The 20661-nt window shown below is 63.6% G+C and carries 22 protein-coding genes; 14 read left to right on the top strand and 8 right to left on the bottom strand.

Annotated features, from left to right (window positions below):
- Window positions 1–10: 10 nt before the first annotated feature.
- The gene (locus AC5Y7V_RS17550) at window positions 11–607 is read left to right on the top strand and encodes a TetR/AcrR family transcriptional regulator (RefSeq protein WP_499881292.1); all 597 of its coding nucleotides are present in this window, start codon (window positions 11–13) and stop codon (window positions 605–607) included.
- A gap of 33 nt (window positions 608–640) precedes the next feature.
- Here the strand turns inward: AC5Y7V_RS17550 and AC5Y7V_RS17545 are convergent, their stop codons facing one another.
- Complete coding sequence (locus AC5Y7V_RS17545) at window positions 641–1513, bottom strand: IclR family transcriptional regulator (protein WP_499881291.1); 873 nt, start codon at window positions 1511–1513, stop codon at window positions 641–643.
- Between the two features lie 104 nt (window positions 1514–1617).
- Here AC5Y7V_RS17545 and AC5Y7V_RS17540 point away from each other — a divergent pair, with 104 nt between their 5' ends.
- The 7 genes from AC5Y7V_RS17540 to AC5Y7V_RS17510 are packed head-to-tail and all read left to right on the top strand — an operon-like array spanning window position 1618 to window position 7851.
- Window positions 1618–2658 (top strand): zinc-binding dehydrogenase, encoded by a 1041-nt coding sequence (locus AC5Y7V_RS17540; protein WP_499881410.1) that lies wholly within the window; start codon window positions 1618–1620, stop codon window positions 2656–2658.
- Entirely contained in the window at window positions 2658–3065 is a 408-nt protein-coding gene (locus tag AC5Y7V_RS17535; protein ID WP_499881290.1) for a nuclear transport factor 2 family protein, read from the top strand. The genes AC5Y7V_RS17540 and AC5Y7V_RS17535 overlap by 1 nt, the downstream gene beginning before the upstream one ends.
- The gene (locus tag AC5Y7V_RS17530) at window positions 3058–3891 is read left to right on the top strand and encodes an SDR family NAD(P)-dependent oxidoreductase (protein WP_499881289.1); all 834 of its coding nucleotides are present in this window, start codon (window positions 3058–3060) and stop codon (window positions 3889–3891) included. The genes AC5Y7V_RS17535 and AC5Y7V_RS17530 overlap by 8 nt, the downstream gene beginning before the upstream one ends.
- A gap of 9 nt (window positions 3892–3900) precedes the next feature.
- Window positions 3901–4854: an LLM class flavin-dependent oxidoreductase gene (locus tag AC5Y7V_RS17525; protein WP_499881288.1), complete on the top strand. Its 954-nt coding sequence runs from the start codon at window positions 3901–3903 to the stop codon at window positions 4852–4854.
- A gap of 15 nt (window positions 4855–4869) precedes the next feature.
- Entirely contained in the window at window positions 4870–5421 is a 552-nt protein-coding gene (locus tag AC5Y7V_RS17520; protein ID WP_499881287.1) for a nuclear transport factor 2-like protein, read from the top strand.
- Between the two features lie 41 nt (window positions 5422–5462).
- Window positions 5463–6695 carry a cytochrome P450 gene (locus AC5Y7V_RS17515; protein ID WP_499881286.1) on the top strand — a complete coding sequence of 411 codons (1233 nt, stop codon included), beginning with the start codon at window positions 5463–5465 and terminating at the stop codon, window positions 6693–6695.
- Window positions 6696–6741: 46 nt separating this feature from the next.
- Window positions 6742–7851, top strand: coding sequence for a dihydrodipicolinate reductase (locus tag AC5Y7V_RS17510; RefSeq protein ID WP_499881285.1), 1110 nt, complete (start codon window positions 6742–6744; stop codon window positions 7849–7851).
- 15 nt (window positions 7852–7866) lie between these two features.
- Here AC5Y7V_RS17510 and AC5Y7V_RS17505 read toward each other — a convergent pair whose 3' ends face one another.
- From AC5Y7V_RS17505 to AC5Y7V_RS17495, 3 genes are all read right to left on the bottom strand, one after another.
- On the bottom strand, window positions 7867–9099 hold the full coding sequence (locus AC5Y7V_RS17505; protein WP_499881284.1) for a cytochrome P450: 1233 nt from the start codon (window positions 9097–9099) through the stop codon (window positions 7867–7869).
- On the bottom strand, window positions 9096–10328 hold the full coding sequence (locus AC5Y7V_RS17500) for a CaiB/BaiF CoA transferase family protein (protein WP_499881283.1): 1233 nt from the start codon (window positions 10326–10328) through the stop codon (window positions 9096–9098). The genes AC5Y7V_RS17505 and AC5Y7V_RS17500 overlap by 4 nt, the downstream gene beginning before the upstream one ends.
- Before the next feature lie 123 nt (window positions 10329–10451).
- Window positions 10452–10982, bottom strand: a complete 531-nt coding sequence (locus AC5Y7V_RS17495; protein ID WP_499881409.1) for a nuclear transport factor 2 family protein — start codon at window positions 10980–10982, stop codon at window positions 10452–10454.
- A gap of 114 nt (window positions 10983–11096) precedes the next feature.
- Here AC5Y7V_RS17495 and AC5Y7V_RS17490 point away from each other — a divergent pair, with 114 nt between their 5' ends.
- Entirely contained in the window at window positions 11097–12707 is a 1611-nt protein-coding gene (locus AC5Y7V_RS17490; protein WP_499881282.1) for a class I adenylate-forming enzyme family protein, read from the top strand.
- Here AC5Y7V_RS17490 and AC5Y7V_RS17485 read toward each other — a convergent pair.
- The gene (locus tag AC5Y7V_RS17485; protein WP_499881281.1) at window positions 12704–13144 is read right to left on the bottom strand and encodes a VOC family protein; all 441 of its coding nucleotides are present in this window, start codon (window positions 13142–13144) and stop codon (window positions 12704–12706) included. The two genes, AC5Y7V_RS17490 and AC5Y7V_RS17485, sit on opposite strands and share 4 nt — an antisense overlap.
- Window positions 13145–13257: 113 nt before the next feature.
- Between AC5Y7V_RS17485 and AC5Y7V_RS17480 the strand changes: the two genes are divergently transcribed.
- Entirely contained in the window at window positions 13258–14046 is a 789-nt protein-coding gene (locus tag AC5Y7V_RS17480) for an SDR family NAD(P)-dependent oxidoreductase (RefSeq protein WP_499881280.1), read from the top strand.
- Window positions 14047–14066: 20 nt separating this feature from the next.
- Window positions 14067–15146: an NAD(P)H-dependent amine dehydrogenase family protein gene (locus AC5Y7V_RS17475; RefSeq protein WP_499881279.1), complete on the top strand. Its 1080-nt coding sequence runs from the start codon at window positions 14067–14069 to the stop codon at window positions 15144–15146.
- Here the strand turns inward: AC5Y7V_RS17475 and AC5Y7V_RS17470 are convergent.
- Window positions 15143–15925 carry an SDR family NAD(P)-dependent oxidoreductase gene (locus tag AC5Y7V_RS17470; protein ID WP_499881278.1) on the bottom strand — a complete coding sequence of 261 codons (783 nt, stop codon included), beginning with the start codon at window positions 15923–15925 and terminating at the stop codon, window positions 15143–15145. The two genes, AC5Y7V_RS17475 and AC5Y7V_RS17470, sit on opposite strands and share 4 nt — an antisense overlap.
- An 86-nt stretch (window positions 15926–16011) precedes the next feature.
- Here AC5Y7V_RS17470 and AC5Y7V_RS17465 point away from each other — a divergent pair, with 86 nt between their 5' ends.
- Window positions 16012–16824 carry a mycofactocin-coupled SDR family oxidoreductase gene (locus tag AC5Y7V_RS17465; RefSeq protein ID WP_499881408.1) on the top strand — a complete coding sequence of 271 codons (813 nt, stop codon included), beginning with the start codon at window positions 16012–16014 and terminating at the stop codon, window positions 16822–16824.
- A 45-nt stretch (window positions 16825–16869) separates the two neighbouring features.
- On the opposite strand, the gene AC5Y7V_RS17460 is transcribed toward AC5Y7V_RS17465, so the two are convergent.
- Window positions 16870–17673 carry a hypothetical protein gene (locus AC5Y7V_RS17460; protein ID WP_499881277.1) on the bottom strand — a complete coding sequence of 268 codons (804 nt, stop codon included), beginning with the start codon at window positions 17671–17673 and terminating at the stop codon, window positions 16870–16872.
- 432 nt (window positions 17674–18105) lie between these two features.
- Window positions 18106–18954: an SDR family NAD(P)-dependent oxidoreductase gene (locus tag AC5Y7V_RS17455; RefSeq protein WP_499881276.1), complete on the bottom strand. Its 849-nt coding sequence runs from the start codon at window positions 18952–18954 to the stop codon at window positions 18106–18108.
- 109 nt (window positions 18955–19063) lie between these two features.
- Here AC5Y7V_RS17455 and AC5Y7V_RS17450 point away from each other — a divergent pair, with 109 nt between their 5' ends.
- On the top strand, window positions 19064–19822 hold the full coding sequence (locus AC5Y7V_RS17450; protein ID WP_499881275.1) for an SDR family oxidoreductase: 759 nt from the start codon (window positions 19064–19066) through the stop codon (window positions 19820–19822).
- A gap of 31 nt (window positions 19823–19853) precedes the next feature.
- Entirely contained in the window at window positions 19854–20657 is an 804-nt protein-coding gene (locus AC5Y7V_RS17445) for an SDR family NAD(P)-dependent oxidoreductase (protein ID WP_499881274.1), read from the top strand.
- Window positions 20658–20661 lie beyond the last annotated feature (4 nt).

The following is a 20661-nucleotide window of genomic DNA, read 5'->3' as shown; positions in this document are numbered from 1 at the left end:
AGGCACCCCGGTGACGCACGCGACCGCAGTCGATACACGTGTGGTGCTGATCTCGGCTGCCTTTGCCTGCTTCCGCACGCAAGGATTGCGAAAGACGACGATCGTCGACATCGCTCGAGCCGCGGAGGTGTCCCGGAGCACGTTCTACGAGTACTTCCGGGACAAGGAAACGATCGTCGAGGCCTGTGCGGAGGCGGCGTCGCAGGGCTTCTACCGCAAGCTGGCCCGGGCGATCGAGCGCGACGGCGGCAGCACCCTCGAGGACAAGCTGGTCCGGGCAGGCGTTTTCGTCACCCAGGCCCGCCGAATGGTGGAATCCGAGTTGTATTTCGACCAAGAACACGTCGACCTGATGTTGACGAAGAATGCGTCGACCCTGCTGCGCGAATGTGGCGAATTTGTCGCGCCGTACATCTCGGCGGCGAGGCTGACCGGTGAGGTGCGCAGCGACCTCGACATTCGGTCGGCATCGGAGTGGTTTGCGCGAATCTTGTTCTCGTTGTTCACAACCCCGTCGCCCTACCATGACGCTGACGACGTCGCGGTGGCCGACTTCGTCCGCTCGTATGTCGTGCGGGGATTCGTCCATGACCGACGCAAAAGGTAGCAGCGGATAGCTCCGGACCCCGCCTGCCCCATGTCATGGCGCTCTGTGGCCTCCCAGTCGCTCGATCTCGCGCAGCAGCGGTTTCGCCGCAGCACGGATTTCGCCCATCGTCATAACGCGTAGCGGGTGGCACCCGAGAATGAGTCGCACATGGCCTCTCTCGTCCAACACGGGCGCAGAGATTGTGGCAACCGGGAGCGCATCGCGTGCGCTGTCGCCGGATAGCAAGTTCGCAGAAATGAATTCGACGCGCAGTTGGTCGACGACTGAGCGCAGATTCTGCGGCACTGTCTCGTTAGACAATGTTTCGATCGCATGAGCCGCCTGCGCCAGCGCCGGCGTCATCCAATCGATGTCATAACCGCGGTCTCGCGTCTGGGCCAACACCGTGCGAAGGCGCCCTGCCAGCGACGAGTCTGCTGCCGCGCCGCGCTGAATCCACGATTCTTGCTCGCTTGGGATATCCCAAGCGGCGCAGGCGATCCCGAACGGCGGGGCATACGGGATACGCTCGTAGGAAGCGACCGGCTTAGTGGACCCGTCAGGAGTTTCGAACGCGGTAATCACCAGTTCATCTCCATTGCGCTCGACTACCGAGGCCGGCGTACCGGTCGTCTCTGCGAGACGGCGAATGGCCTCGCGGGCGATCGCCAGAAGTGGGCGCGTGGCTTCGAACCTCTCCGCGATGAGGGCCACGGTCAGGCCAAGGACAAACTTTTTGGAATTGGGATCCCTGGTCGCCCAACCGCGGTCGCAGAGAGTCTTGAGTATGGAGTGCGCCGTCGCCTGCGAAAGGCCGAGCTCGCGAGCGACATCGGAAAAGCGGTGCCCGCCACTTTCCGGCCGGCTGAGCAACTCGACGACATCGAGGACACGCTCGGCGGGCGCTGAAGTGACTCCGCGCATCTTGACTCCCTTCGCGCCGCATCCTACGGTCGACTCAGTAATCAGATAAAAATTTCTCTAATAGTAGAGAATATCCCGTGAGGATGTGAGAGCCAGTGCGGGCCGTGGTGCTGCGAGGCGGCGAGCTTGCGGTTCGCGAGACTGCCGATCCCATCCCCGGGCAGGGTGACCTGCTGCTCAAGACGCTCAGCACCGCGATCTGCGCGTCCGATGTGCATTACATGGACCATCCCGAGTTGGCGATCGACGATCCGACGGGCCGGTCGCTGTACGACCCCGACCGCGACATCGTCATGGGACACGAGTTCGTGGGCGAGGTGATCGGCCATGGCCCTGGATGCAGCGATGCCTTCCCGATCGGGGCCAGGGTGACGTCGATGCCGATCCGGTTGGTTGACGGCGGCGCCGGCGGTTTACGCATCATCGGACAGCACCCCGAGGCCCAGGGCAGTTTCGGTGAGTTGCTCGTGGTACCAGAGGCAACGGCGAGGGTGATAGAGGGTGCGGTGTCCAGCGATGCGGTCGCTGTGGTCGACGCCTTCGCCGTCGGCGAGTTCTACGTCCGCGCCTCGAACTTGCAGCCCGGCGAGATCCCGATCGTCCTAGGCGCGGGTGCCATCGGGCTGTCCGCGGTCGCTGCGCTGAGCGCGCGCGGGATTGATCCGATCATCGTGTCCGACTTCAGCGCCGACCGCCGCGAACTCGCCCACACGGGGTTCGGCGCGCATGTTCTGGTCGACCCGGCACAGGACTCGGTGTTCGAGGTCTTCCGCAAGGTTCGTGCCGAACGACACCTGGCCGGCTCCGCCGTGGTGTTCGAATGCGTTGGTGCTGCGGGTCTCATCGACAAGATTGTCGCTGACGCGGAGTTCTCGTCGCGCATCTACTGCGCGGGTGGCTGGTACACCGGCGACACCCTCGACATCACCGCGGCCACACGAAACGGCCTCACTCTGCAGTTCGGTGGAGGGCCACTGCCGCAGGACTGGTACGGCGTTCTGGATGCGGTCGTCGAGGGGAAGCTGGACCCGCTGCCCAGCGTCGGCAAGATCATCGGTCTGGACGAGGTGCCCGCGGCGCTGGAGGCGGCGCGGCGGTCCGAAGGGCCACCCCGCGTCGTGATCCACCCGAACGGTGACCGCTGATGTCGGACCGCGACGACCTTGTCGACCTGACGGTCCGGTACGCAACCGCAATCGACAGTCAGCAATACCGGTTTCTCACGACAGTCTTCACCCAGGACGCGCGCGTCGACTACGGCGTGGTCGGCCAGTGGACCGGTGGCGCAGAGGTCGCAGCGTTTATGGAGGCAGCCCACGTCAGCGCGGCGCACACGATGCATCGAATGACCAACCAAGCCATAGCAATAGACGGGGATACCGCGAGGATCCGCACCTACGTCGACGCACTGATCCTGATGGAGGACGGCTCGGGCGCGAACCCCGTCGGTTACTACGACGACCACGCCGTACGGACGCCGGACGGTTGGCGGATCGACCGTCGTACCTACACCTCGGTTCGGCTCGCTGCACTGACGGCCGCCCATGGGTGACATTGCACAAAGGTACGGACCGTGGGCGCTGATCGTCGGCGCGTCCGACGGATGCGGCGCGCTGTTCGCCGAGCGGTTGGGGCAGGAAGGAGTGAACGTCGCGCTCGTCGCTCGGCGCCAGCACCTTCTCGACACGGTGGCCGAGGCAATCCACGAGCGCACGGGTGTCGAAACTCGGACGCTCGCCATCGATCTCACCGATGCCGACGCTTCGCAGTCCATTATCGACGCCACCGTAGACCTCGAGGTCGGCATGCTGGTGTACTGCGCCGGCGGGGACCCGAATTACCAACCTTTTCTTGCCAATCCGGTATCGGCAGCCGAAGCCCTCCTGCAACGCAATTGCCTGGTGCTGATGCGGTTGTGTCACCACTTCGCGGGCCTCATGGTTGAGCGAGGACGAGGCGGCATCGTGAACTTTACTTCGGGTGCTGCGCTGGCCGGTGGCCGAAACATGGTGGCATACGGAGGAACCAAGGCCTTCGACATGGTTTTCACCGAGGGCCTGTGGGCGGAGTTGCACGACAAGGGCGTCGACGTACTGGGCCTGGTCCTCGGCATGACCGACACACCGGCTCTGCGGCAACTGGAGTTCGAGCGCGGCCGACTCAAATCTGTCGACGAGATTCCCCAGGGGGCGGTGACCGCGGCGAGCGTGGTGGATGAGGCGTTCGCCAACCTTGGCAACGGACCGACAATCGCCACGGGCGATGACGTCCGGATGGCGGCTGAACTCTTCAAATCCATGACACGCAACGAAGTAGTTCGCTTGATCATGCAGGCAAGTGCCGAAGTCATGGGTTCCGACGCACGGCAAAGCGGTTAGACCACCACGATGTTCACCCTTCGCTTCGACATGCGAGCGCCCTCCATCGGAGCGCCAGCCACCGAGTTGTACGCCGCGGCCAGTGAGATGTCGGCGTGGGCCGAGCAGCATGGCTGTATCGCAGTCGTACTGTGCGAACACCACTGCGCGGACGACGGTTATCTGCCGTCGCCGTTGCTGCTCGGCGCGGCCATTGCCGCTCGCACCAAGCAACTGATGCTGAACCTGACGATTTTGCTGCCCTTCTACGATCCGGCACGGCTGGCCGAGGACATCGCCGTGCTGGATCACATCAGCGCGGGCAGAGCCACCTACGTATTCGGAATCGGATATCGCGCTGAGGAATACGCTCACTTCGGACTCTCCATGTCCGACCGCGGCAGGCTGGCGGACGAGAAGCTCGGCGTGCTACGCCGCCTCCTTGCCGGCGAAGAGATCGAACACGGCGGCAGGCGAATGCGGGTCACCCCAAGACCACGCACGCCGGAAGGTCCCATGCTGAGCTGGGGCGGCGCCAGCCTGGCGGCCGCCCGGCGTGCTGGACGCAACGGTCTCGGCCTGCTCGCCAACGGCGGGGTGCCCGGAATGCGGGAAGCCTACGAAAAAGCATGCCGCGACAACGGGTTCGAGCCCGGGTTCGTCCTCATCCCCGAGCGTGACGCGGCGACCAACTGCTTCGTCGCCGACGACGTCGACGCGGCGTGGGACGAGATCGGCAAGTACCTCCTGCACGATGCGATGGCCTACTCGGAGTGGAACCCCGACAACGCCGTGTCCGCCAACATCACCACCGCCACGACCATCGAGGAGCTCCGCAATACGTCGACACATGTGATCCTCTCGGTCGACGAAGCGCGGAAGCGCATCGCAGCAGGTGAGACGTTCAACATCTCGCCGCTATGCGGCGGGATACCGCCTGCGATCGCATGGCCCTACTTAAAGAGATTCGCCGAGCTGCACTAGCCGAAAGGACATGAGATGACCCGGGACCGCGTGGCGTTACACGAAAGGATTGCCTTCACGAAGTGGGAGGGCTATGCGAAACCGATCGAACGCGGCCGTCACGTCTCATTCGGCGACGAGTTCATCTGGGCACCCGGTTATGTGATGATGAGTCCTCTGTTTAACGACGGTGTCCCGCAGTCGGCCGCCGATATGCTCTCCGACGAGGTCGCGGCGGCCATCGCCACGTATGCGCCGGACGGCGATATTCTCACCCCGGAGTGGCGCATGTGGTGGAAGCACATGCCGGACTACCGGCTAATCAGCCCATTCGAATGTGTGGCCGGCGACTGGGGCTTCTCCTCCTGCGACACCTATGCGGGGACACTTCCCGACGGTACACGGTTGGAACTGCGGGAATGGGACTACATCTGGACCGACGAGAACGGGCGAATCGCACGCTGGGACTGGTTTGTCGACTCGGCCGAGTGGAAATCGTTGCTGGCACTGATCGGGCTCGAGCCCGACGGGCTGACGAGCCAGGAGTACACCATCAACTTCCTGAAGGAGGGCGGCGCGGGGGCCTAGCGCTCCAGCGCAGGGGCGTCCGCGATTCTCCAAAAACCATGATGTCAATGAACGATCAATCCGGCACGTCTCTGGGATCCGTTCACTTCGATCCCTTCTCGGATGAGTTCTTCAACGATCCGTTCGAGACCTATCGCCAGCTGCGCGATCGGGCGCCGGTCTATTACAGCACTCAGTACGACTTCTGGGCCCTTTCCCGCTATGAGGATGTCGCGAGCGCAATGCGTGATCACGAAAAGTATTCCTCCGCAAAGGGTGTGACCCTCGATCATTTCATCGATCCTGACGCGATGATCCCGCAAGGCGTGATCATCATGATGGACCCTCCGCAGCACACCAGAATGCGGTCGCTGGTGAACAAGGTGTTCACCCCACGTGCGATCGCGAAGCTCGAACCGATGATCCGGAAGGTGATCGACGCAATCGCGCAAAGCATCGATGTGACGTCGTTCGACATGGTCGAGGACTTCTCGGCGCTGTTCCCGGTCGAGATCATCACCACGATGTTGGGGGTGCCGCCGGACGGTCGCCAGCAGATCCGGCATTGGCTCGACGCTCTGCTGGAACGCGCGCCGGGAAACATCAGCACGACGCCGCACGGGCGCGAGGCGGCGGTGACCATGTGGAGGTATTACTACGACCTTGTCGTCGAGAAGCGGGCCAACCCGCAAGATGACATGATTTCGCGGCTCACCGAGGTCGAGGTCGAACGCGATGACGGCACCATGACCCGCCTCGACGACATGGAGATTTCGGCCTTTGCGTCGTTGCTCGGCGGTGCGGGCGCCGAGACGGTGACCAAGCTGGTCGCCAGCGCCGCAGTGGTGTTCGCGCGACACCAAGACCAATGGCAGGCGCTACGGCGAGACCGAAGCCTCATCCCCGCCGCCTTCGAAGAGCTGCTGCGTTACGAGGGCCCGTCGCAATACGACATCCGTTGGAGCAAGGTCGATGTCGAGCTTCATGGCACGGTGATACCCAGGCACAAGCCGGTGATGCTTATCAATGGTTCGGCCACCAGGGATGAGCGTGCGTTCGTCGACGCGGATCGCTTCGACATCAATCGCCGGCACTCCGGCCACAACCTCGGATTCGGCTACGGAATTCACAGCTGCCTCGGCGCGGCACTGGCGCGCATGGAGGGACGCATTGCCATCGATGCGCTGTTGGACCTGATCCCCGAGTACGAGGTAGACGTCGCGGGCCTGCAACGAGTCAAGATGCCGAATGTCTTCGGCTGGGGACGCGTACCCGTGCGTGCGGTTGCGCAATGATCTGTGCCGACGACGAATTCACTGCTGTCACATAGGAGATTGAGCGATGGCGACTGAGAAATCCAGAAAGTATCGGGTTGTCCACGTAGGTACGGGACTGACCGGGAAGGAGGCACTGCGGGCAGTCATCGATGATCCGGCACTGGAACTCGTCGGAGTGAAAGTGTCCACGCCCGAGAAGGCCGGAGTCGACGCGGGTCGCCTGTGTGGCGTCGCGGATGTGGGTGTATCGGCAACCGACAGTCTCGACGCGGTGCTGGCTCTCGCGCCGGACTGTGTCACCTACTGTGCCACCGCCGTCCGGCGCGAGAACGACGCAATCGCCGACATCGTCACCTACCTCGAGGCGGGGATCAACGTGGTGACGATCTCGACGATCCCGATGGTCTACCCGCCAGCGGCGCCGCCGCAGTGGCGCGCGGCCGTCGAAGCCGCAGCGGCGAAGGGGAATTCGACTTTCTATGCCACTGGCGCCGAGCCGGGGTTCATCAGTCTTAACATTCCTACCGCCCTGCTTGCCGGCGCCGGCACCGTCGAGTCCTATCGGATGGACGAATACGCGATCGACCTGGACAAGTCCTATCCCATCTGGGATGTCCTGCACGAATCCATGGGGTTTGGAAAGCCGGACGGGCACATACCCGCTCGGATCGCGTCGGGCAAGGTCAACCACGATTGGGAGACCGTGGTGCGTTACATCGCCGACATCCTCGGACTAGAACTCGACGGCGTTGAATTGGATTGGGAAACGTTGCTTGCACCAACGGATCTGGAAACGGCGATCGGCGTGATTCCGAAAGGTACGATTTGCGCGCACCGTTGGCAGCTCGCCGGCGTCATCGATGGTCGACCGGTGGTCGCGGTGCAGTATTTCGCAACGGTAAGTTCCACACCCTGGCCGCAGCGATGGCCGAGGCCGTCGAGGGAAGACCAAGGTGGCATGGTCATCCGAGTCGAGGGACAGCCCAGTATGTGTTTGGAGCTGTACTTCGGACAGTCGCCGTCAGGCCGGGCCAATCCGGGTGTGTCCGCGACAGCGCTGGCAGCAGTCAACTCAGTACCCGAAGTCGTCGATGCCCCACCTGGTGTGCTCGCAAATCCCTTGGCGGGTCCAGCGATCGTGACCAGGCAATCGCGAACGAGCCCTGTTCAGTGACCCGCTTGCGCGAAATCAGCCTTTCTTGCGCACGGGAACGTTGGCCCAGCCGAAAACATTCGACATGGCCACCCGGCGCAACCCGGCGCGGTTAACTTCGTACTCAGGGATGAGGTCGAGCAGCGCGTCGAGAGCGATGCGGCTTTCCATCCTCGCCAGCGCCGCTCCCAGACAGCTGTGGATGCCGTAGCCGAGCGCGAGATTGAAGCCCATCTTGCGCTCACGGTCGATGTCCAGCCGATCGGGATCCGGGAACATCCGTTCGTCGCGCGTCGCTGAGCCGGTGACGAGCAGCACGGCGCTGCCCTCGGGAATCGTCCTGCCGTGCAACTCAACATCACGGGTAGCCGTGCGGATCTGGTATTGCGAGGGCGCCTCGTAGCGCAACAGCTCTTCGATCGCCGCGGGAATCTTGCTGCGGTCGTGTCGCAGCTTCTGCCACTGGTCGGGAAAGTCGGCAAATGCGACCATGGCGTTGCCGATCAGCTTGGTCACCGTCTCTGCGCCAGCGCCGCCAAGCATGGTCGCGAACCCGGTGATGTCTACGTCGCTGAGTTTCTCGACTTTCCCGTCGCGCTCGATTTCCGTCTCGATGAGCCGGCTGATCATGTCGTCGCGTGGTTCGGCACGCCGCTGCTGTACAAGGTTGTAGTAGTAGATCCCGGTCTTCGTCGATGCCTCGAAACCCTCAGGGGGGACCGCGATCTGACCCGGGCGCCGTTCGAGCAGCAGGTCGAGCCAGTGCCGGATCTGATCACGATCTTGCTTCGGGACCCCGAGCATGGTGGTGATGATCTCGTTCGGAAACAGCGCCGAGAAGTCGGCCACCACGTCGAAGGAGGACGGGTCAATAGCGTGGATACGTTCGTAAACCTTCTCGCGCACCATGCCTTCCAGCGCGGCAATGGCGCGCGGGGTGAACACGCTACTGACCAGCCCGCGCATCTTGTTGTGCTCCGGCGGGTCCATCGAAATGATCACCTTCGGCACCGGGAGCGCATCGTCATGTGCGTGCACCATGTCCAGCGTCGCGCCCTTGGCCGACGAATAGGTTTCGTGGTCCTTGGTGGCGGGCGCCACGTCGTCGTATCGGGTCAGGGCCCAGAAATCCCACTTGGCGTTGTAATAAACGGGAGCTTCGTCGCGTAGCCGGCGATAGGTATCAAACGCGCCGTCGAAGAAGTCCTGAGAAAACGGATCGAATTCAACCGGATCACCGACAACAGCTTCGGGTGCCGCCGCGCTCATAGAATCGCCCCGTTCTCTTTGTAGCTCGCGATGGTGTCCCAGTCCAAGCCCGCTTCCATCAACACTTCTTCGGTGTGTTGGCCGTGTTCGGGGGCCCCCGGCGGCACGACAACCTCTTCGTCGAACTGAACGGGGTTGGTAGGCAGTGCGTACGGCGAACCGCTCATCGTCGTCGTGTGCGCGATATAGCCATTCGCGGTCACCGCTGGGTCGTGGCATACCTCGCCCGGCGTCTGCACCACGCCCCAGGCGCCGGACAAGTCTGCAAGTGCTTCGCGCCATTCGGCGAGTGTGCGTTGCGCAAACGCATCGTCCATCAGCGAAATGAGTTCCGCCCGATTGGCGAAACGCGTCGCCGGCTCGGCGAATCGCGGATCGTCGATTAGCTCGGGTAGGCCGATGACGCGCATTGCTTCCGCATAAAACCTGTCCAGCTGCAACATCATCAGCTGGACGTAGCGGTCGTCTTTGGTGCGGTAGGTCCCGACCAATGGATTGGGTGCATCGGCGTGGCGCCACTGCGGGACCGCGCCGCCGCCGTGGATCTGGCTCACCGCGATGTCCGGGCTGAGGTTCCAGGCCGCCAGCCCCAGCAGCGAGACATCCACGACCGACCCCTGGCCGGTGGTCGCCTTCTTGTACAACGCGGCCGCGATCCCGCCGGCGATCGTCATCCCTCCCAGCAGATCTCCGAAGGCGGGTCGCGAGCGCACCAGCTCCTCAGCGTCCTCGGTGAGCATGGTGGCGATGCCGCCGCGTGCCCAGTAAGAGACGCCGTCGTAGCCGGGTTTGTCGGCGTCGGGCCCCTTCGGGCCGTGGCCCGACCCCCGCACGTAGACGATGCTGGGGTTGGCGGCCCTGATGTCGTCGACGTCGATGCCCATTTTCTTGCGCCGGCCGGGCAGGTAGCTGGTGAGGAACACATCGCAGGTCGCGGCGAGCTTGCGGATAACGTCTTGGCCGCCGGGAGTACTGAGATCGACGCCTATCGACTTCTTCCCCCGATTGGGTATCTCGATCATGTAGTTGACCGCGCCGCCGCCCTCGTCGACGATGCCCATCGTGACCAGTCCACGCTGTGGGTCACCGCCCTCACGCGGCTCGACCTTGATGACCTCGGCCCCCCACTCCGCCAGGACGGCGCCGGCTGACGGCACAAAGGTCCACGCGGCAACCTCCAGCACGCGGACACCGCGGAGTACTTTGTCGGCGGAAATGACGGCCTCCATTGGTCGCGGTGGGACAGGTGCGAGCGCACCAATAGCTTAGCAACGGCGGAAACGCCTGCTTACATAAGGCGAGAATGTCAGTTTCCGCCCAGTTTGTAAACCACGGGGCTGACCATTCGGAACTTACGGGCACGCCGACAGCCGCTGCGGCAGTCCCGGATCCCCGGCGGCCCAGAAGGCCCGCCATGTCGGCATTCGCTGGGGCATGGCCGCGCGCAATCGCACGTCGGTCGGCCAGCGCATGAACTCCGGGCCCGGGCGCTCCGTCACATCGACCGAATACCAAGGATGCTCTCGTCGCTTAACAAAGCACCACTGGCCGTCGCGGCGCTCGTAGACGTCGTCGTAACGCATCGTGATCACGTACCACCCGTCGCCGTCTTCGTGTTCGGCGCGGCAATAGATCGATCCGATCGCGTGGTCGGCGTTGACGAAGTCGAACTGGTGGCCGCAGATCAGGTGGATGCTGCGGTAGAACCGCCGAAGCACCTGGTCGTACCAACGCTTCAGCGCGTCCCTGCCGCGACCCTCCGCGCCTGCGTCAACATCGTCGACGAACAGCGCCACCAGAGCGTCGAGGTCCCGGGCGTCGAGGGCCATCGCATACCTGCTGGGCAGCTGACTGATTGCCAGACTCGATTCCACCCGGTCCAACCTGTCGCCGGCTGCCGAGCCCCGCAAATCTGTGGCCATGGCCGAATTGTAAGCGGAAGCCGGTCGATGAGAACCAGTGTTACCGTTTTTCGGAAATCCTACTATCCTGCGCTCATGCCCTTCCCGACGATCTCACCCACGATCCCCGCTCTGGTGAGGTTTTGCGCAGCACGCTTCGGAGACAGGCCGTTCCTCATCGCCGACGGGCGGAGATTGACCTACGTTGATCTCGACCGGCGTTCAGCCGCACTGGCCGCTGCCCTGTTGGCACAGGGCATCAGCAAGGGTGATCATGTCGGAATCCTCATGCCCAACAGCGTCGACTGGGCACTGGCGTGGTTTGCCGCCACACGCATCGGTGCGGTCGCCGTTCCGCTCAACACCTTCTACAAGTCCTCTGAACTGGCCTGGACCGCGCGCCATGCGGACCTGAACGCGATCTTGGCGTGGTCGCGGTTCCACAATCACGACTTTTTGACCCGGCTGGAAGCTGCACTGCCGGGCCTCGCGGGTCAGGACCGGCCAGGTCGCATCATGGTGCGCAAGGCCCCCTTTTTGCGGACGGTCGCGGTGTGGGGACCGTCCGATCGGGCCTGGACAACGAGGCTCCACGCCGACGGCAAGCTGCCGGCCGTCGACGCCGACTTCCTCGTCGACGTGGAATCGTGTGTGACCCCGGCCGACGAGGTGATGATCATCTACACCTCGGGCAGTACCGGTGACCCGAAAGGGCCTGTGCATACCCACGGCACGCTGGTCCGCCACACCTACAACCTCACCTTCAGCTATGGCGTCACCCACGATTCCGTGATGTTCACGGCGATGCCCTTTTTTTGGGTGGGGGGACTGATCACCGGGTTGCATGCCGTAATCCACCACGGCGCCGTGCTGGTCACGCAGCCCGCGTTCGACGCCGCTGAGGCCTTGGAACTGATGGAGCGCCACCGCGCGACGATCACGCTGGGATGGCCGCAGCAGGGCAAGACGCTGGCCGAACATCCCGACTTCTCCACACACGATCTGAGCTCGGTCCAACGCACCAGCATGCCCGCGATGGTGCCACCCGAGCGTCGACCCAAAGGCCCGAATGCCCTGGGCATGACGGAGTTGTGCGGCAATCACATAGGGGTCGACCCGTACGTGCCGCAGCCGCCCGATCGGTCCGAAACGGGCGGCGTATCAATCGAGGGGCTCCAGCACTTGCTCGTCGACCCCGACACAGCACGGCCGGCGCCCATCGGCACGCCGGGCGAAATCTGGGTGCGCGGGTACTCGTTGATGCAACGTTTGCACAAGCGCGAGCGGGAAGAGGTATTCACCCCGGACGGCTACTACCGGACGGGTGACTGTGGCGTCGAGTACGACGACGGTTGGATCAAATTTACCGGGCGGCTGGGCGATCTGATCAAGACGGGTGGCGGCACCAACGTCACTCCCAGCGAAGTCGAACTGGCACTGGCCAACTGCGACGGTGTGCTCGAGGCCTACGTGGTCGGCGCCGAGAGCGATAACGGGACGGTGGTCGCCGCGGCGGTGGTGCCCCGAGGCGAATCGACACTCAATGGCGAATCTCTGCGAGAGCAACTGCGCGCGCGGCTCTCGGCCTACAAGGTGCCGAAGTTCATCTGGGTCACCACAAAACAGGACCTCCCTTTCACCGCGACCGGGAAGGTGAAGAAGTCGGAATTGGCGCGGCAGCTCAGCGGACTGTTGTCGGCCCGCTAAGGGGTAATCTGTTGCCCGTCCGGCATATTTGTACTCATCAGCGTCAACGGAATCCCGAACAGCGGCTCGAGCTTGACTTCGGTCAACTCGAAGCCGTCGCCGTCGTGCCGCTGCCGGAAGTCGGATTTGACGCCGTACCGCGCGGCGATGTGTTCGCCGGCAGCACAGTCGGCGGTACGCACGATCACCGAGAAGAGCCCGTCGCCGTTGCGGGCCAGAAAGTCCGCCGCTGTACCCGCGTCGGTTGGCGCGGCCGGGGTGGGCGCGATGAGCTCAAACCCGCGATCCCAGTCGAGGCGGATCTGCAGGCCGAGGTGCTCCAGTTCGAAAGCCTGGAACTGAAAACCCAGAGCGCTCAGGTAATCCGCGGCAAGGTCGAGCCGCTCGAGGCCGATCGCGAAAACAACGTGGTGCAACAGTGGCAGTGCCCGGGACATGTGAACGACTTTACGATGTCGGAGAAGGAATACCTTCCGTATTCGGAAACATTGATTCTCATTGCGGTAGATTTGCGGCTGCATATGCACACATCTGCGCAGAGAGGCGCGTCGTGGCACTGGAACAGTTCAAGCTAGACGGTCAGGTCGCGATAGTCACCGGCGCCGGGCGAGGTGTCGGCGAGGGCATCGCGAAGGTACTCGCAGAAGCAGGTGCCACGGTCGTCGGCACGGCCCGAACGACGTCCGAGGTGCAACGGACGATCGCCGAAATCGAAGATGCGGGCGGAAAGGGCCTTGCGCTCACCGCCGACGCGCTCGAGCGCTCCGACAGCGAGCGCGTGGTGCGGACCGCGGTCGACGAGTTCGGCCGCATCGACATACTGGTCAACAACGTTGGTTTCGCCACCTACGGACCGTTTCTGAGCCTCAACGACGATAACCTTCGCCAAACGTTCGACTATTGCGTCACAACCGCGTTCGTCATGAGTCAGCTTGCCGTGCCCCACATGTTGGAAGTGGGGCGGGGCTCGATCGTCAACATCTCCTCCGGGGCCGGTCGATTCGGAATCCGCGGATTACTGCCTTACTCGGTGGCCAAGGGAGGGCTCGAAGCACTGACCCGAGCCATGGCGCAAGAGCTCGCCCCCAAGATCCGCGTGAATGCCATCGCACTGGGCGCATTCATGACGACCGGGCTGCAGTCGAGCTTCGACCTGATGCCCGGATCCGAGGAGAAATTGAAAGAGCTGACGCCGCTGCATCGTATTGGTGACGTCGCAGACCTCGGCCGGCTGACGTTGTACCTGTGCACCAGGGATTGTTACGCCACCAATTCGACCTTCATCGTCGACGGTGGCCTGCAGGGGCCGAATTCATCACTTCCGATCCCCGATCTGTAAGCAACCGAGGAGCAGTGACCATGCCAGACAAAGTGTTACGCGTAGCGGTCATATCGACAGGCGGTGTGGGCAGCATCGCGGTGCGGGCGATAAACCGCCGAGCGCACCTCGACCTGATCGGGGTGTGGGTGCACAGTCCCGAGAAGACGGGCCGCGATGCCGGTGAGGTCGTCGGCCTTGGCCCCATCGGCGTGACGACCACATCCGACCTCGACGACATCATCAAGCTCAGACCGGACTGCGTGGTCTACGCGGCGTTGGGTGCCGACATGGATGCGGCCGCAGTTCCCGACTATGTCCGTTTCCTGAACGCCGGAATCAACGTCGTCACGACCAACACACCGGGAATGATGTTTCCCGACAGATGGATTCCCGATTTGGCAGATCAAGTGCGCGCGGCGGCGCTCGCCGGCGAGGTCACGATATACACCTCGGGTATCGAACCGGGTTTCGCCGGTGATCAGTTCGCCGTCATGCTGTCGACCCTGTCCAACACCATCCGATCGGTCCGCGCGCAGGAGATCATCGACTACTCGGCCTACCCCAATGAGTACTCGATGTTCGACGCAATGGGCTTCGGTCGTCCACTCGACTTCACGCCGCTGCTCGAGCTGGAAGGCGCACAGCGATTCGCCTGGGGACCACCGATCGGTCTGGTGGCGCGAGCCCTTGGCGTCGAGCTCGACGAGGTGACCGAACGCTACGAGCGGGTGATCACGCCACGCGACCTCCACGTGGCGTGCGGGCTGATCCCTGCCGGCACCTGTGGGGCGGTGCGCGCCGAGACCACCGGTGTCGTCGGCGGCCATCCGGTGATCACCATCGAACACATCAACCGCATGGCCCCCGATCTCGCACCCGAATGGGCGACGGCGCCACACGGCACCTACCGCATCATCATCGAGGGCGAGCCGCACATCCACTGCGATCTTCGTTTCGGTACCGAACCAACCGCGAAGTCGGCGAACGACGATGCCATGGAGGCGACAGCCATGCGCGTGGTCAACGCAATCCCGTACGTTGTCGATGCCGCCCCCGGCATCGCCACCTCGCTGGATCTGCCGATCACCGCGCCCCGCGACGCATTGGATTTCGGCTAAACGGTGAACATCGGGCCACGAGGCGCGCCCCTCACCTCGTTGCCGCCGTCGATCGCGAAACTCTGCCCGGTCATCCAACTCGACTCGGGTCCGGCGAGGTACCGGACGCCGGGCGCGATATCGTCGGACACCCCAAGCCGGCCCAGCGGGACACGTTCGAGGAAGCTGCTGGTCAATTCCTCCAGGTGAATGTAGCCCTGCGTGGTGGCCGCCTCCGTCAACCCGGGCCGGACGGCGTTGACGCGAATTCCTTTCGGCCCGAGTTCGGATGCCGCCACCCGGATCATCATCTCGAGCGCGGCCTTGCCGGCCGAGTAGTGCCCCAGTCCCTCCATCGGGATCTTCGACGACGTCGACGAGATGAACACGATTGACCCGCCGTTCGTCATCAGCGGCGCCGAGTAGCGCATCGCCAGGAAATTGGACCGCAGATTGCCCATGACGAAGTTGGTGAAGGTCTCGAGGTCCTGCTCGATCAACGGACCTGTGCCCCCGATGGCCACCGTACCGAGGACGATGTCCAGCCGCGCGTTGACGTCGAAGGCCGCCTGGGCGGCTGCCGCGACGGTCGCCTCGTCTTCCGGATCGCCCTTCTGGACTACGATTTCGGCCTCGGGAGCTACGGCGAGGATGCCCTCGCGGGTCGCTTCCAGGCGCGTGCTCGACCTGCCGAGCAGGTATAGCGTGGCACCGTCGGCGGCCAACAGCCTGGCACTCGCCTGAGCGATTCCGGCCGAGGCGCCCAGAATGAATGCGGTCTGTCCGTCAAGTACACCCATGCGATCGTAGAATACTCATTCTCAGCAAAAGATAAAGGAAGTTCTCATACGCGGGCGTGCTGATGTAGCGTACCTGTGTGCCAGACATGACCGGCAAGGTTGTATTCATTACGGGGGCCGCCCGCGGCCAGGGCCGTGCCCACGCCGTCAGGTTGAGCGCCGACGGCGCCGACGCCATCCTCGTCGACATCGCGGGCCCACTGCCGCCAAGCGTCCCATACGATTCGGCCACCCCCGAGGAGTTGGCCGAAACCGCCGACCTCGTCGCTGCGAATGGCAGGCGCGCGGTCGCCGCGATCGTCGACACCCGCGATTACGACGCGTTGTGCGCCGCCGTCGACAAGGGCGTAGCCGAATTAGGCCGGCTCGACGTGATCGTCGCCAACGCCGGCATCTGCTGCCCGGCCGCTTGGGATCAGGTCTCCCCCGGCGATTTTCAGGACACCGTCAACATCAACCTGGTCGGCACGTGGAACACGGTGATGGCCGGTGCAAAGCACATTATTGCCGGTGGGCGGGGCGGGTCGATCATCCTCATCGGATCGGTGGCGGGGATAAAGATGGAGCCCTTCATGGTGGCCTATACGGCGAGCAAACACGGCGTCACCGGGCTCGCAAAATCCTTCGCCGTCGAACTCGGCCGCTACGACATCCGGGTGAACAGCCTGCACCCGGGGTCGGTCGCGACGCCGATGGGTAGTGGCCGGATGATCGAAGCAATGCAGCAGGCGGCCGATTCCTACTCTCGTCCTCAATACGGCTTCAGTAAGCAGCTCCTACCCAACGCGGTGACGATGCCCGAGGATGTCGCCAACGCGGTCGCGTGGCTCGCCTCGGAGGAGTCGAAATTTGTTACCGCAGCCGCGATTTCGGTCGACGTCGGAGTCACCCAGGCATAGCGAGTCGAGTAACGATTTCAGGGCCGGCCAGCGGCAATTCGTGGCTCACCTGTAGAAGGGTCCCGGCTTGCCCGATTCCCGAAGATGCCCGTACGGGTCGTACACCTTGATATTCGGATACGGGTTCTGCTCGTAAGCGGGTTCGGACAGTCCCGCTGCCCGCAGCCCGGAAAGCACCGCCAGCGGCGTCGCGAACGACACCAGACCTATTGCAACCGAGACGAGGAGCTGTCGCGTCAGCGTGATACTGCTGCCGTCCCGACGCGCCGGAAGCCAGCGGGCGATCCGGTTGATCAGCACCAGCTCGCCGCCCTCGTCGCGGACGCACATGACGGCGACCATGCCGAAGATTATTGAGTCGTACACCGCCATGATCAGTGGGAAATAGACATGGCCGATTCGCAGTACAGGCCCGACGGCTTCGGTGTAGAAAAAGATGCCGAACCGCATCCAGCTGAACTGGATCAACCCGTTAACGGGGATCGCGACGATTGTCGCGCCGACGAACACCGCAATCAGTCGACGGCGGGCGAGCCAACCCACGCGCCGCATCAGCGGGTCGATAAACCGGTCATGCAAGCGCAGGAAAACCAGGCCGTTGAGGAGGTAGTACGCGGCGTAACCGCCGAGGAACGCCAGCGCCGGCTCCAGGTCCGGCGAGATCTTCACATACGGCCATGACAGCGGGAAGTGCAGCATGCGCGGGTCGAAGATCGCGAACGTCGCCCAGTTGGCCAACGGATCCAGCGCCCCGGTGATCAGGCCCGCAAAAGCGATCACCACCGTCCAGTGCACCTGGCGCCGTCTCACCGAGAGCCACACCAGCGTTGCGACCAGGCCGATCGCCATCGGAATCGAACTCAGGGCAACCGCCAGAGGCCAGTTATCAAAACCGAGGAAAGGCGGATAGGGCGTCGGGCCGGGGTTTGGGTTCGTGATCCGCGAATCCCCGTGAGTGCCCGATTGCATGGTCGCGACGGTGACGACCGCAAAGACCAGATAGGCGACGATGAAAAGTCCCCATCCGAGCCTGGACCACGACCGCGACCCGCTCCTTCCGGCCGGCCTGGCGGAGCCCGAATCGGTACTTGAGTCAACGGTATTCGTCATCTCACAGCCTCACCGGCGACGTAGTGCGGCCCAAGGCCGCGATTCTTCTCTCGCCGACGCTATCGCCATCGACGCCCTCGAGAATATACATATCCATCTTCCGTAAACGTCTCGTTTCACCAGCTTCGTTAACGTCCGGCTGCACGACGCGGATGTCCGCGCTCCGGTAGCTCAGCCGGCCACTGCGGGTTTGCCGCTGTTGCCGTTGATGACGGGCATATTCGTCCACGTCCCCTGGTCGTCGCGATACCACCCGGCCGCGGCCAATGCACCGCCATCGGCGTGCACCACAGTCCCAGACACCCAGGCTGCCAGAGGGCTCGCGAGAAACAGCACACAGCCTGCGATATCTTCCGGAGTCCCGAAGCGGCCCAACGGAATCCAACGCGGAATATGGTGCCGTTGCGACTCATGGATCATGCGATCGAGCGGCACCTGCGCGGTGTCGGTGGTCTCGGGCGCTACGGCATTCACCCGTATACCCGCCGGCCCCAGCTCGAGGGCGAGGCTCTTCGTAAAGCCCGTCACGGCGGCCTTGAATGCGCCGTACACCGCGAATTGAGGTATCCCCCGGAAACCCTCAATCGACGAGACGTTCGTGATACTGGGACTGCCCGCAGCGGCGCGCAGCAATGGCAGCATCGATCGGGTCACCAGGAAGACGTGTTTGAGGTTTACGCGATAGACATCCTCGATCTGCTCGTCGGTGAGCCGCTCGAATGGCGTCGGTCGCGTCATGAAGTGACCTACGTTGTTTACCAGTACGTCGAGGTGCCCGTACCGCTTGTCGATCGTGTCAGCGAGCGCCGAGACGTCGGCGGCGGAGGCCGCATCCCCCGCGACTACGAGCGCACGATCGCCCAACTCGTCGCGCAAACCCTCCGCCCGTTGTGCATCGATCTCGAGCGCGACCACCGACGCACCGAGGTCGGCGAACGCCTCGACCGTGGCCCGCCCGATCCCCGCTCCGCCGCCGGTGACGAGCACGACCTTGCCTTCGAAATCGAGGGAATCGATCACGTGGCCTCCTCATAATTCGCCGGGCGGCGCCGATGCCGCGCCACCCTCGCCGAGAATACTAATTCTCTCATGCGAGAATCTGCCTAACTTCGGCGCAAAGGAAGCGGATATGAGCGACCGGCACTCCAATCTCGAGGGCACCCGGATGCTGATCATCGGAGCGTCCTCGGGCATCGGAAAGGCGTTGGCCGTTGCCGCGCATTCCAGGGGCGCCTCTGTGGCACTCGCCGCGCGGCGGAAGGACGTCCTATCGGAACTGGCCGACGGACTCGACGGAACCGCGCACGAATTGGACGTATCCGACCCGCACGCGATCGAATCCGTCATCGGCGACGTCGCCGCCAAGTTTGGTGGGCTCGATGCGGTGGTGTTCACGAGTGCCGTGGTTCCATTCGCACTGATCGAAGAGACCGATGTGGAGACCTGGCTCCACGCGTACGCGGTGAACGCCGTCGGCGCGTCGCACGACCTGCGCGCCGCCCAGCCCCACCTGAGCGACAACGCGGTAGTGGTTGTCGCGTCGAGTCACGACGTAGGCCGACCCCGCGCCGGTGTGGCCGCCTACCACGCGAGCAAGGCCGCACTCGACGAGATCCTGCGGTCATGGCGGGCCGAACATCCCGACCTCGCCGTCATCCGCGTGAGCGTCGGTCCCACCGAAGGCACCGAGATCCTGAGAGGCGCCGACCGCGACCTGCTGGCCGAGTTGTATCGGGCCTGGGCGGTGGAAGGTCAGATTCCCGCCAAGATGTCCGCGGTCGCGGACGTGGCCAACGCGATGCTTTCCCTGATTTCAATTTCACGCGCGAACCCCTCCGTGGTCAGCGAGATCGTGCACCTGGCCCCCAGAGTCATCAAGGACCAGTAGGCCTTGGAAACAGATTCGAAAGGACGACTCGATGGATCTCGGTTTCGGGGGCGCGATGGCGGTCGTGACCGGCGGCAGCAAAGGGATGGGTCTGGCAATCGCCGAAACCCTCGGGGCAGAGGGCGCTTCGGTGGCGATCATGGCGCGAGGCCGGGCCGCGTTGGACTCGGCTGCGGAACAGATCCGGCGGGCGGGTGCTCCCGAAGTGCTGGCGATCAGCGTCGACATGGCCGACGCCGAATCCATCGCGGGTGCGTTCGCGTCGGTTGGTGAGGCCTGGGGCAGCCTGAATGTCCTGGTGCACACCGTCGGTCCGAACGCGGGTACATTCGAAGACCTCGATGACGACGACTGGCACGCCGCGTTCGATCTCGGCACGCTTTCCGCCGTGCGCTCGGTCCGCGCCGCGCTGCCAATGTTGCGATCGGCCGACTGGGCTCGCATCGTCACCCTCTCCGCCCATTCGATCCAGCGCCAGAGCCCTCGCCTGGTCGCGTACACCGCCTCGAAATCGGCGCTGTCCAGCTTTACTAAAAACTTATCTAAAAGCCTTGGTGCCGAGGGAATTTTGGTCAATTGTGTCTGCCCGGGCACTATTGTGACGGCCAGCTTCACCGAGGTTCTGCGGGATGTGCTGGCCGCAGACAGCCTGGACTCGTCGGATCCCAAAGACGTGATGACGTGGGTCGAGAAGACCTACGGCCATCCCTGCGACATCGGTCGTGCCGGGTTGCCCGAGGAGATCGCGTCCGTCACCGCATATCTGGCGTCATGCAGAAATGGCTACGTGACGGGAGCCACCGTAAACGTCGATGGTGGGTCAGACTTCATCTGAGCCG

It is taken from the genome of Mycobacterium sp. NGS34, assembly GCF_059812845.1.
This window is presented reverse-complemented; position numbering and strand designations above follow the sequence as displayed.

Excerpts from the sequence above, each read along its gene's own strand:
- AC5Y7V_RS17545 (WP_499881291.1), bottom strand. The coding sequence starts at position 1,513 with ATGCGCGGAGTCACTTCAGCGCCCGCCGAGCGTGTCCTCGATGTCGTC.
- AC5Y7V_RS17535 (WP_499881290.1), top strand. The coding sequence starts at position 2,658 with ATGTCGGACCGCGACGACCTTGTCGACCTGACGGTCCGGTACGCAACC.
- AC5Y7V_RS17530 (WP_499881289.1), top strand. The coding sequence starts at position 3,058 with ATGGGTGACATTGCACAAAGGTACGGACCGTGGGCGCTGATCGTCGGC.
- AC5Y7V_RS17525 (WP_499881288.1), top strand. The coding sequence starts at position 3,901 with ATGTTCACCCTTCGCTTCGACATGCGAGCGCCCTCCATCGGAGCGCCA.
- AC5Y7V_RS17520 (WP_499881287.1), top strand. The coding sequence starts at position 4,870 with ATGACCCGGGACCGCGTGGCGTTACACGAAAGGATTGCCTTCACGAAG.
- AC5Y7V_RS17515 (WP_499881286.1), top strand. The coding sequence starts at position 5,463 with ATGTCAATGAACGATCAATCCGGCACGTCTCTGGGATCCGTTCACTTC.
- AC5Y7V_RS17510 (WP_499881285.1), top strand. The coding sequence starts at position 6,742 with ATGGCGACTGAGAAATCCAGAAAGTATCGGGTTGTCCACGTAGGTACG.
- AC5Y7V_RS17505 (WP_499881284.1), bottom strand. The coding sequence starts at position 9,099 with ATGAGCGCGGCGGCACCCGAAGCTGTTGTCGGTGATCCGGTTGAATTC.
- AC5Y7V_RS17500 (WP_499881283.1), bottom strand. The coding sequence starts at position 10,328 with ATGGAGGCCGTCATTTCCGCCGACAAAGTACTCCGCGGTGTCCGCGTG.
- AC5Y7V_RS17490 (WP_499881282.1), top strand. The coding sequence starts at position 11,097 with ATGCCCTTCCCGACGATCTCACCCACGATCCCCGCTCTGGTGAGGTTT.
- AC5Y7V_RS17485 (WP_499881281.1), bottom strand. The coding sequence starts at position 13,144 with ATGTCCCGGGCACTGCCACTGTTGCACCACGTTGTTTTCGCGATCGGC.
- AC5Y7V_RS17475 (WP_499881279.1), top strand. The coding sequence starts at position 14,067 with ATGCCAGACAAAGTGTTACGCGTAGCGGTCATATCGACAGGCGGTGTG.
- AC5Y7V_RS17470 (WP_499881278.1), bottom strand. The coding sequence starts at position 15,925 with ATGGGTGTACTTGACGGACAGACCGCATTCATTCTGGGCGCCTCGGCC.
- AC5Y7V_RS17465 (WP_499881408.1), top strand. The coding sequence starts at position 16,012 with ATGACCGGCAAGGTTGTATTCATTACGGGGGCCGCCCGCGGCCAGGGC.
- AC5Y7V_RS17460 (WP_499881277.1), bottom strand. The coding sequence starts at position 17,673 with ATGGCGATCGGCCTGGTCGCAACGCTGGTGTGGCTCTCGGTGAGACGG.
- AC5Y7V_RS17450 (WP_499881275.1), top strand. The coding sequence starts at position 19,064 with ATGAGCGACCGGCACTCCAATCTCGAGGGCACCCGGATGCTGATCATC.
- AC5Y7V_RS17445 (WP_499881274.1), top strand. The coding sequence starts at position 19,854 with ATGGATCTCGGTTTCGGGGGCGCGATGGCGGTCGTGACCGGCGGCAGC.